The sequence below is a fragment of the Dietzia massiliensis genome (assembly GCF_018390595.1).
GTDB classification, from domain to species: Bacteria; Actinomycetota; Actinomycetes; order Mycobacteriales; family Mycobacteriaceae; genus Dietzia; species Dietzia massiliensis.
The window spans coordinates 1-10,291 of record NZ_JAHBAV010000077.1 but is presented as its reverse complement, the minus strand read 5'-3'; the positions used below and the strand labels follow the sequence as shown (position 1 = coordinate 10,291).

Below are 10,291 nucleotides of genomic sequence, written 5' to 3'. Positions count from 1 at the left end.
CCCCCGCGGCGCCCCCCGAGACGGCGGGTGGCCCGCCTCCCCCGCCCGCATCATCGCCGACGCCGCCCCCCTCACCACCCCCCCGGGCCCCCCCGGACCCAGCCCCCACACCCGCCCCGCCTGAAACCCTGCGGCGGCGCGCCGCCGGGGCTACTCAGCAGTCGCCGACGCCCACCCACTCCGACAAGCCGTCGGAGAAGCGCTGGCGTTTCCAGATCGGCACCTCGTGCTTGAGGCGCTCGATGAGGTCCGAACACGCCGCGAACGCCTCCGCCCGATGCGGCGCCACCGCCACCGCGACCACCGCGACCTCACCCACCGTCAACACGCCCACCCGGTGCACCGCGCCCACGCGCGTCACGCGCTGCGGATCGACGGGCCGACCCTCGGCGTCGGCGGGGCCGCTGTGCTCGCGGGCCACCTCCGCGCAGAGCCGGGCCAGCACATCCTGCGCGACAGGGTGAGCGGAGTACTCGATGTGCTCGACATCGGCGCGACCGGCGTCGTGATCCCGCACGATCCCGGAAAACGTCACCATCGCGCCATCCGCCGAGCTCCACACGGCCTGCTCGACCTCGCGGGGCTCGATCCGCTCGTCGGTGATCCGGGCCAGCGGCGCGGAGTGCGGCTCGGAGTTCGGCCCGGAGGGCTGTCCCGAGGCCGGGGTCGGGGCCGACATCAGTGACCACCACCGTGGGCGTGAACGTCCAGCAGGTGCTCGAGCAACTCGTCCAGCACCGCCAGCCCGTCGCTGACCCCGCCCGACGACCCGGGCAGGTTCGCCACCAACGTGCGCCCGGCGAACCCGGCGAGACCACGACTCATCGCGGCCGTCGGCGTCGCCGCCAGCCCGCGGGCCCGCATCGCCTCCGCGACCCCCGGCAGCTCGAGTCTCAGGTGCGGCGCCGTCGCCTCGGGCGTGCGGTCATCCGGCGCGACCCCCGTGCCGCCGGTCGTGAGCAGGACCGCCGGCGAGCGGCGCACGTGCTCGGTGACCGCGGTGGCCACATCTGCATCGGCCACGACGTGCACCTCCACCGGCGAGAAGCCGCGCTCACGCAGCCAGGCCTCGATGGCGGGCCCGGTGGTATCGGTGCGGTCGCCGCGGGCGGCGGCCGTGGAGGAGACGACGACGACGCCGGTCCGGCCGACCTCGAGAGCAGCGGGCCCGGAGTTCGAGCGGCCGCCCTCGTCGTCGTCGTCGATCCCACCACTCGGCTCGGTACCGTGGTCTTCCCGCCTCCAGTCACCGCGTTTGCCACCCGACTTGGCGGCGAGGCGGACACCGTCCATGGTGGCGAGCGGGTCAACCGCCTTGACCATGTCGTGCAGTGTGAGCCCCGCGACCGACACGGCGGTGAGCGCCTCCATCTCCACGCCCGTCCGACCGGTCGTCTTGGCGGTGGCGCGGACGAGGATCTCGCCGGACTCGTCGTCGAGGTCGAAGTGCACCTTCACCGAGTCCAGCGGGATCTGGTGGCACAGCGGGATGAGCTCCGACGTCTTCTTGGCGGCCCCGATGCCGGCCAGGCGCGCGGTGGCCAGGACATCCGCCTTGCCGAGCGCGTCGCCCGCGACCATCGTCACCACGTCCGGGCGCGTGCGGAAGACCCCCTCGGCGGTGGCGGTGCGCGTCGTCACGGCCTTGTCGCCGACGTCGACCATCCGCACGCGGCCCTCCGGGTCGAGGTGAGTGAGGCCGGAGAGGGAGCGATGCGAGTCTGCCATGACCTCCACGCTAGTCCGTGGCGCCGGGTGTGGCCGATCGGATCGGGGGAGCACCTCCGGCGGGCATGCTGGAGGTATCGCAGTGTGTCCGGTGGAGGAGACGGGGAGATGGAGACGGCGATCGTCATCGGAGCGGGGATGGTGGGGCTGTCGACGGCCTGGCATCTGCAGGAACACGGTGTCGAGGTCACGGTGGTCGATCGAGAGGGGGTGGCCGCGGGTTCCTCGTGGGGGAACGCCGGCTACCTCTCCCCGGCCCTGACCCTGCCGCTGGCGGATCCGAGTGTGTGGACGTACGGGCTGCAGGCGTTGCTCGACCCGGATGCCGCGCTGCACGTGCCACTCCGGGTCGACCCCGGACTGTGGGGGTTCCTGGCGCGTTTCCTCGCACACGGGACGATGCGGGCCTGGCATCGGACCATGGCCGGCCTGGCCCCGATCAACGCCCTCGCTCTGGAGGCGTTCGACCAGCTGACGGACGGTGGGGTCGCGGCCCGGACGCGAGAGGGCCCCTTCGTGGTCGGGTTCACCGACCACGCGTCGGCCACGTCATTCCTCGACGAACTCGAGTGGGTTCGCGGCCACGGGATGGAGGTGGAGGTGGAGCGGCTCGACGCCGCCCGAGCGCTCGCGCCGATCCTCTCGGAGGAGGTCACGGCGGCCTACCGGATGAACGGCCAGCGCTTCATCGAACCGGGACCCTTCGTGAACGCGCTCGGCGACGCGGTCCGCGCGCGCGGCGCCCGGCTGCTCACCGGGGACGCCGTCACCGAGGTGAGGCCCGGACGCGCCCCCGGGGTCGTCCTCGCGACGGGGGAGCAGCTCAGCGCTGACTCGGTCGTCATCGCCACCGGCGCCTGGATGCCACAGCTCGCCCGCCCGCTCGGGGTGAGGACGCGGGTCCAGGCGGGCCGGGGTTACTCGTTCTCGGTGGGCGTCGAGGAGCCGATCCCGCACCCCGTCTACCTGCCGGCTCAGCGCATCGCGTGCACCCCGTATCAGGGGCGGCTCCGGATCGCCGGAACGATGGAGTTCCTCGGACCCGACGAGCCGCCCCGGGACAGGCGGATCCGGGCGATGCTCACTCAGGTCGACGGGGTGTTCCGGGGCGTGGACCTCGACGATCGGCGGGACGAGTGGGTCGGCTCCCGGCCCGTGACACCCGACGGGCTGCCGCTGGTGGGCGCCACCGCGGGACGCGGGGTGTACGTCGCCGGCGGCCACGGGATGTGGGGGATCGTGCTCGGTCCCGCCACCGGGAGACTGCTCGCGAAGCAGATCGTCACCGGGCAGGTCGACCCGGTGCTCACGCCGTTCGACCCGCTGCGATGAGCGCCCGGCCCGGTCATCGCCGACCGGGGCCCGGCGACGTGGCGGTACGGGTGGGGGTTTAATCGCGGGAGTGGCGTTGCTCTTCGAACCGATCCGCATCCGCGACCTCGAGATCCGTAACCGGGCGTGGCTGTCCCCGATGTGCCAGTACTCGTGCGAGGACCGCGACGGCGTGCCGACGCCGTGGCACCTGGTCCACCTCGGCGCGCGGGCGCAGGGCGGGTTCGGGCTGATCCTCGCCGAGGCCTCGGCGGTCGTGCCGGAGGGGCGCATCAGTCCCGAGGACGCCGGCCTGTGGAACGACGCCCAGCGTGACGCGTGGGCGCCCATCGTGGACTTCGCGCACTCCCAGGGAGCGGCGATCGGCATCCAGCTGGCGCACGCCGGGCGCAAGGCGTCCGCGTACCGGGCGTGGCCGGGTTACCCCGTCGGCTCGATGCCCGTCGACGAGGGCGGCTGGACGACGGTCGCGCCGTCGGCGATCCCGTTCGGCGACATGGCCACGCCGGAGGCGCTCGACGCGGACGGCATCCGCGCGGTGGTGGGCGCGTTCGCCGACGCCGCCCGCCGCGCCGACCAGGCCGGGTTCGACGTGGTGGAGATCCACGCCGCGCACGGGTATCTGCTCCACGAGTTCCTCTCGCCGCTGTCGAACGAGCGCACCGACTCCTACGGCGGCTCGCGCGACAACCGCGCGCGGTTGCTGCTGGAGGTCTGCGACGCCGTCCGCGAGGTCTGGCCCGAGGGCAAGCCGCTGTTCGTGCGCATCTCGGCCACGGACTGGGTGCCCGGCGGCTGGACGCCCGAGGACTCCCGCTGGCTGGCGGGCCGGCTCGCCGAGCACGGCGTGGACCTGGTGGACGTCTCGTCCGCCGCCAACACGCCCGACCGCCCGCCGGTGCCGCTCGAGCAGGGCTACCAGGTGCCGCTGACCGAGGAGGTCCGGGCGTCCGGGGCGGTGCTGGCCGGGGCGGTGGGGCTGATCAGCGACCCGGAGTACGCCGAGAGCCTGCTGGTCGACGGCCGCGCCGACGTGGTGTTCCTGGGCCGCGTCGCCCTGCGCGAGCCGGCCTGGCCGCAGCGGGCCGCCGCCGAGCTGGGCCTGGACTGGCGCGAAGCCCCGTACCCGCCGCAGTACACGCGGGGGAAGTGGGACTGAGCTACAGATCCAGCTCGATGTCCGAGGAGGCCAGCGAGTTGCAGACCGTGATCCGCTCCTGCTGCACACCGGGCTGCTCGGCGTTGGTGGTGCCGGCGAGCTTAGTGGTGACGCACGCCTTGCACAGGCCCCGCTCGCAGCCGGTGGGCACCGGGATCCCGGCGCGCCCGGCCGCCTCCAGCAGTGTGGTGCCGCCGTCGATCTCCACAGACGTCCCGGTGCGGGCGAAACTGACGGTGTAACGGCTGCCGTCGTCGGCGGGCCGATCCAGCTCGGGCGCGGTGAACGACTCGGCGTGGAAGCGCTCGGCGGGCTGTCCCAGCCCCCGCAGCCACCCGCGGGCCAGGTCGATCACCGCCGCCGGGGCGCAGACGTAGGTCTCGCGCTCGGCCAGATCCGGCACCAGCTCGGTCAGCAGCTCCGGGCCGAGGCGTCCGGTGCGAAGGTCGTCGCGGGTGGCCGGGGCGTCGGTGAACAGGTGCAGCGTGATCCCGGCGTCGCGGGCCAGCTCACGAAGCTCCGGCTCGAAGATGATCGAGCGTTCGTCGCGGTTGAAGTAGAGCAGCGTCGCGTCCGGGCCGGCGCCAGCGGGGGAGTCGGCGGCGTCGCGGGCGAGGCGGCGCAGCAGCGCGATGATCGGGGTGATGCCCACGCCGCCCGCGATGTGCAGGGTGGGGGCCGGGTGAGTGGTGTCAGGCTCTGCAGGCAGCGCGAAGTCACCGGTCGACTGCGGCACACCCACCAGGGTCACGTAGGCCCCCGGCTTCAGGGTGTCGTTCAGCCGGTTGGAGACGCGGCCGTCAGCCACGCGCTTGACGCAGAACTGCAGGTCGGACGGCCCGGCCTGCCCGACCGAGTCGTGGACCAGGCTGTACTGGCGGACCAGCTCGTCGTCGTCGACCATCTGGCGCACCGACACGTACGCGCCGGCGTCCCACCGCACGTCCTCCCACCCGCGCGGGCGAGCCAGGCGCACTGACAGGGCTTGCCCGTCCGCGACAGGCGTGGCCGCCACGACCCGCGCCGGCACGTTGTGGAACTGCGGCTTGTCGAGGTAGGGCGACTCGGGCAGCCGCCGGTAGCGCAGCCCGGCCGCGACGCGGCGAACGAGCGAAGCCGGGTCGCGCAGCAGGTCGCGGGGCCGAGAGAACTCGCGCTCGCCGAACGGCACCGACAGTCCGGTGAGCGTCTTGGCGATGAGCGGCACGGTCTCCAGAAGCGGCGTCTCGTGGTAGGGCAACCCGTGCCGCGCGGCGATCTCGCGGACCTCCGGCGCGATCTTTCGCTGCATCGACGGCGGCAGGTCCGGAAAGAGGTGGTGCTCGACGTGGGTGTCCAACCCGCCGTAGAAGATGCGCAGGTCGGGCCGGTTCTCGAACGGCACCTCCTCCTCGAGCAGCCGCGCGAGAGCGTCGTCCATCTGCGCGCTGGGCAGGAAGTTGCGGGTCGCGCGGATCTGACGCTCGTAGTACTGGTCGGCGGTCTCGTCGGGGCCGGGGTCGGTGAACAGTTCGAGCTCGCCGGCGTGGTGCTCGATGAACACCAGGAACAGCACCGACATGTAGCCGGTCACCCCGCCGAGGTAGTTCGCGGCGAGGGTCTGCAGCGGCTTCCATCCCGAACGGAACGGCTCGTCGACGAATCGGCGCCGGGCGTCGCGGCCGGCGATCCGGGCGGGGGACCGCAGCATGTACGAGCTGAAGAGGCCGTGTCCCTCTACCTTGCGCGCGATGTTCGCCAGGAAGAACGGCGCCGCGATCGGGGCCATCGCGGCCAGGGTCGAGATCATCACGACCTGGCCGAGGTGGTGGCCGTACCAGTCCTGGCCGGCGCTGCCGCGGAACAGGCTGTACCCCAGGTCGTGGTCCTTGCCGACGATGTTGGTGTTGGGGTGGTGGCCCACGTGGTGCATCGTCTTCCACTGGTCGGTGTCGACGTTGAAGTCCCAGCGGTAGCGGTCGGAGTGGTACTCGCCGCAGTCCGCCAGGTGGTCGTAGCTGCCGTGGATGATGTTGTGGCCGAGCTCGGAGAACTGCATGAGGCGGTACGCCATCTCCAGTGCGGTGGCGCGGCGGATAGCGCGGGGACCGCCCTCGCGCAGCAGTTCGCGGCGGCGGGCGTCGATCGCCTCGCCATAGGCGGTGACGTTGCGGATGTGCGCCAGGTCCTCGGCACCGACCGCGGCTTTGGCGCGGATGTAGAGGGCACCGAGCTCGGCCGCGAGCCCGGTGTCGGTGGCGGTGTCAGGGGAGCCGGCGAGTGTCATGACTGTGACCGTAGCCACGCATCCGCGCCCGGGGAATGGCGCTTTCGGTCGGGAAGTTGGCATTTCCGGACAACCGGGTGGATGGGTTGATAGGTTCGGGCGATGTCCGAGCCGTCGTTGTCGTCGTCGCGGTCGTCGCCGGGATCGCCCGTGTGGGCCGTGCCGCGCGGCACGGAGGGCGTGCGGATCATGGTGGAAGGCGCCGTGGCGCAGGGGATGACGACGACGAGGTGCCTCGCCGGCACCGGAATTCACCCGCCCGATCTCGCGGATGAGAACGCGCAGATCTGGGCACATCAAGAGTTCGCGGTGATCCGCAATCTGTTGGCCGAGCTCGGGGACCTGCCCGGGCTGGGAGCCGGCATCGGGGCGTATTCGACCATCGGTCGGACCGGCGTGATCGGATTCATGATGCTTGCCGGGCCCACCGTGCGCGCGGCGCTCGAGCGGGCGATCCCGTACCTCGCACTGTCGCCGACGCACCTGCGGTTCGCGCTGGAGGAGGGCGACGGGGTCGTGTACGCGGTCGCCGCCGACGACGCGATCCCGCCCGACGTGCGCACCTTCGTGGTGGAACGGGACCTGGCCGGGCTGGCGGTGGCGTTTCGTGGCGCGCAGATCGACCTGCAGCTGGTCGGGATCGAGACCACGCTCGGGCCCGCGAGCGCCGCGCTGCTGGCGGAGGCGTGGCGGCTCGAGCCGGCGGCCGTGGTTTCCCGGTGCGCGACCAACCGGCTGGTCATCCCGCGCGCACGCCTGGACGAGCGGCTGCCGCAGGCGGATGAGAACACCGCGCGGCTGTTCGAGCAGCAGTGCCGGGAGGTGCTGGATGCCCGGCTGGCCCGCGTCGGTGTGGCCGGGCAGGTGCGTAGCCGGCTGCGGCACGAGCGGGGTGACTGGCCGTCCATGGCTGACCTGGCCGCTGACCTGCACGTCGACGAGCGCACGCTCCGGCGGAGGCTGGCCGCGGAGGGGACGTCGTTCCGGCGGCTGGTCGACGAGGTGCGGCACGGCAGGGCGCTGGAACTGCTCGCCCAGGGCGCGGCGGTGTCCGAGGTGGCGCGCGAACTCGGATACTCGGAGACCGCGACGTTCACCCGATCGTTCACCCGCTGGGAGGGCGTGTCGCCGAGCCGGCTCCGGGAGCGGAGCCTGTGACGCGGATGGCACACTTCGAGGTGATCGAGACGTACACCAGGACAGGGCCCGGGCACCGGCCACACGGCGCGATCGTCGGCCGCCTGTCGACCGAGCGCTGAAGGAGACCCGAGTTGAGCCTGTTCGAGGTCCTGAAGACCCGCTGCCGCGACGAGTGGGACGCCTACACCCGGCACGACTTCGTCGAGCAGCTCGGCGCCGGCACCCTGCCGCTGCCGGTCTTCCAGGACTATCTGATCCAGGACTTCCACTTCCTCGTCCAGTTCACCCGCGCCAATGCTCTGGCCACGTACAAGAGCCGCACACTGGCGGACCTCAAGGCCGCGCACGCCGCGACCGGCGCCATTCTCGCCGAGACCGAGCTCCACCTGACGCTCACGGGCCGCTGGGGAATTCCGCGCGCCGAACTCGAGGCCGCCGCGGAGAAGCAGGCCACCGTCGCCTACACCCGCTACGTCCTGGACTCGGGGATGGCCGGGGACCTGCTGGATCTGAGTGTGGCGCTGGCCCCGTGCACGATCGGTTACGCCGAGATCGGCGCCAGGCTGCAGCCGCGGCTGGCCGAGCACGGCGGACAGGGTGGCGGGCACCCGTACCGCGAGTGGATCGGCGAGTACTCCGGCGAGGAGTTCACCGCCGCCTCCCGCGCCGCGATCGCTCAGCTCGATGCCCTGGCTGCGGGTGGGCTCTCGGACCGTCGGCTGGACGAGCTCACCGACGTGTTCCGCACGGCCACCCGCCTGGAGATCGACTTCTGGCAGCAGGCTCTCGACAGCGCCGAGTAGGCATCGCCGCCGCGTGGTCGCAGATCACGGTGGTACCTGGACCCGCCCCGGGGATGTGTGAATCGGCGAGACCACGCGGCGGCGAGGGGCCCTGGGCAGGGGCTCAGAACAACTGCCGCAGGTTCGCCTTGGCCAGGTCCACCAGCTCGTCACCGCGGCCGGACAGTACGGTTCGCAGCGAGTAGAGCGTGAATCCCTTGGCCTGGGCGGCGCTGATGGACGGCGGGATCGTGAGCTCCTGGCGTTCCACCTCCACCTCGAGCAGGGCGGGCCCGTCGTGGGCGAGGAACCGCTTGACGGTCCCGGCCAGATCCTTGGACTTGTCCGCCCGGAAGCCCGCGAGCCCGCAGGCCTCCGCGACCTTCGAGAAGTCGGGGTTGGACAGGTCGGTGCCGAAGTTCACGAAGCCGTCGGCCTTCATCTCCACCTCCACGAAGTTGTACGAGGCGTTGTTGAACACCACCACCTTGACCGGCAGGTCGTGCTCGACGAGCGTGAGCAGCTCGCCCATCAGCATGGAGAGCCCACCGTCGCCCGCGAGCGCGATCACCTGTCGGCCGGGTGAGGCGGCCTGGGCGCCGATCGCCTGCGGCAGGGCGTTGGCCATGGACCCGTGGGTGAACGACCCGACGATCCGTCGGCGCCCGTTCATCGTCAGATAGCGGGCCGCCCAGATCACAGGGCTGCCGACGTCCGGCAGGAACACCGCGTCGTCGTCTGCCGCCTCGTCGATCAACCGCGTCAGATACTGCGGGTGGATGGTCCGCTTGGACGGCGTGGCGAGATCGTCCAGCGTGCGCCGCGTCTTGGCGTAGTGCTTCGTGGCACCGTCGAGATGTTTGCGGCCCGTGTGCGTGCGCAGCCTGGGGAGCAGCGCCCGTATCGTCTCCCCGACACCGCCGACCAGCGGCACCTCGACAGGCGTGCGTCGACCGATCCGATCGCCCCGGATGTCGACCTGGATCACCGTGGCGTCCGGGTAGAACTGCTGATACGGCAGGTCGGAGCCCAGAACCAGCAGGGTCTCGGCGGCCATCATGGCGCGGTAGCCCGAGGAGAACCCGAGCAGACCGGTCATTCCCACGTCGTAGGGATTGTCGTGCTCCACCCATTCCTTGCCACGCATCGCGTGGACGATCGGCGCCTTGAGCGTCTCCGCGATCTCCAGCAGTTCGTCATGGGCGCCCGCGCAGCCGGCGCCTGCGAGGATCGTGACGTCCTCGCAGCCGTCGAGGGCACGGACGGCGCGAGCGAGATCCTCCTCTGCCGGGACCACCGCACTGGCTGTGGGGCGGATGGCGGCCGCCTCGGCGGTGATCTCCTCGAGCGCCACGTCGCCGGGCAGGACGAGTACGGCCACCCCGCGCTTCTCGATGGCCGCACGCATAGCGATCCTCAGCAGCCGCGGCGCCTGCTCGGCTGACGAGACGTGCTCCGCATAGACGCTGCACTCGCGGAACAGCTCCTGTGGATGGGTCTCCTGAAAATATCCCGTCCCGATCTCCTCTGACGGGATGTGCGCGGCCAGCGCGAGGACCGGGACCCCGGAACGCTGGGCGTCGAACAGGCCGTTGATCAGGTGCAGGTTGCCGGGCCCACAGGAACCGGCGCACACCGTGAGGTTCCCCGTCAGCGCGGCCTCTGCGGAGGCGGCGAACGCGGCCGCCTCCTCGTGCCGGGTGATCACCCAGTCCACGCCATCGGTCTGCCGGATCGCGTCCGTGACGCCGTTCAGCGAGTCGCCGGGAAGTCCGTAGACCCGCTGGACCCCCGAGGCGTGGAGCGTGTCGATGATGTGTCGAGCGACCGTGGTACGTGTGGGCATGTATGCCTCCGACTGGTGGTGAACTCGTCGCCGAAGGG

Annotated in this window: 8 protein-coding genes; 4 read left to right on the top strand and 4 right to left on the bottom strand. The window is 71.8% G+C overall.

Going from position 1 to position 10,291, the window contains the following annotated elements; translation table 11 throughout:
• Positions 1–154 precede the first annotated feature (154 nt).
• Both KHA85_RS15170 and moaCB read right to left on the bottom strand, forming a co-directional pair.
• A complete protein-coding gene (locus tag KHA85_RS15170; protein WP_236885771.1) occupies positions 155–679 on the bottom strand; it encodes a molybdenum cofactor biosynthesis protein MoaE in 525 nt (174 codons plus the stop codon).
• Positions 679–1,728, bottom strand: coding sequence for a bifunctional molybdenum cofactor biosynthesis protein MoaC/MoaB (gene moaCB / locus KHA85_RS15165; RefSeq protein ID WP_213186442.1), 1,050 nt, complete (start codon positions 1,726–1,728; stop codon positions 679–681). The genes KHA85_RS15170 and moaCB overlap by 1 nt, the downstream gene beginning before the upstream one ends.
• 108 nt (positions 1,729–1,836) lie before the next feature.
• On the opposite strand from moaCB, the gene KHA85_RS15160 reads away from it, so the two are divergent.
• Together KHA85_RS15160 and KHA85_RS15155 are read left to right on the top strand one after the other, a co-directional pair.
• Positions 1,837–3,060, top strand: coding sequence for an NAD(P)/FAD-dependent oxidoreductase (locus KHA85_RS15160; RefSeq protein WP_213186441.1), 1,224 nt, complete (start codon positions 1,837–1,839; stop codon positions 3,058–3,060).
• Between the two features lie 70 nt (positions 3,061–3,130).
• A complete protein-coding gene (locus tag KHA85_RS15155) occupies positions 3,131–4,219 on the top strand; it encodes an NADH:flavin oxidoreductase/NADH oxidase (protein ID WP_213186440.1) in 1,089 nt (362 codons plus the stop codon).
• 1 nt (position 4,220) lies between these two features.
• Here the strand turns inward: KHA85_RS15155 and KHA85_RS15150 are convergent, their stop codons facing one another.
• Complete coding sequence (locus tag KHA85_RS15150; RefSeq protein WP_213186439.1) at positions 4,221–6,485, bottom strand: fatty acid desaturase; 2,265 nt, start codon at positions 6,483–6,485, stop codon at positions 4,221–4,223.
• Between the two features lie 102 nt (positions 6,486–6,587).
• Between KHA85_RS15150 and KHA85_RS15145 the strand changes: the two genes are divergently transcribed.
• Together KHA85_RS15145 and KHA85_RS15140 are read left to right on the top strand one after the other, a co-directional pair.
• On the top strand, positions 6,588–7,643 hold the full coding sequence (locus KHA85_RS15145; RefSeq protein WP_213186438.1) for a helix-turn-helix transcriptional regulator: 1,056 nt from the start codon (positions 6,588–6,590) through the stop codon (positions 7,641–7,643).
• A 113-nt stretch (positions 7,644–7,756) separates the two neighbouring features.
• Complete coding sequence (locus KHA85_RS15140) at positions 7,757–8,428, top strand: TenA family protein (protein WP_213186437.1); 672 nt, start codon at positions 7,757–7,759, stop codon at positions 8,426–8,428.
• Between the two features lie 103 nt (positions 8,429–8,531).
• On the opposite strand, the gene poxB is transcribed toward KHA85_RS15140, so the two are convergent.
• Positions 8,532–10,253, bottom strand: a complete 1,722-nt coding sequence (gene poxB / locus KHA85_RS15135; protein WP_063973393.1) for a ubiquinone-dependent pyruvate dehydrogenase — start codon at positions 10,251–10,253, stop codon at positions 8,532–8,534.
• Positions 10,254–10,291: the final 38 nt, after the last annotated feature.

What these genes read in the sequence shown, in the direction of transcription:
- KHA85_RS15150 (WP_213186439.1), bottom strand. Translation starts at nt 6,485, where the DNA reads ATGACACTCGCCGGCTCCCCTGACACCGCCACCGACACCGGGCTCGCG.
- poxB (WP_063973393.1), bottom strand. Translation starts at nt 10,253, where the DNA reads ATGCCCACACGTACCACGGTCGCTCGACACATCATCGACACGCTCCAC.
- moaCB (WP_213186442.1), bottom strand. Translation starts at nt 1,728, where the DNA reads ATGGCAGACTCGCATCGCTCCCTCTCCGGCCTCACTCACCTCGACCCG.
- KHA85_RS15170 (WP_236885771.1), bottom strand. Translation starts at nt 679, where the DNA reads ATGTCGGCCCCGACCCCGGCCTCGGGACAGCCCTCCGGGCCGAACTCC.
- KHA85_RS15145 (WP_213186438.1), top strand. Translation starts at nt 6,588, where the DNA reads ATGTCCGAGCCGTCGTTGTCGTCGTCGCGGTCGTCGCCGGGATCGCCC.
- KHA85_RS15160 (WP_213186441.1), top strand. Translation starts at nt 1,837, where the DNA reads ATGGAGACGGCGATCGTCATCGGAGCGGGGATGGTGGGGCTGTCGACG.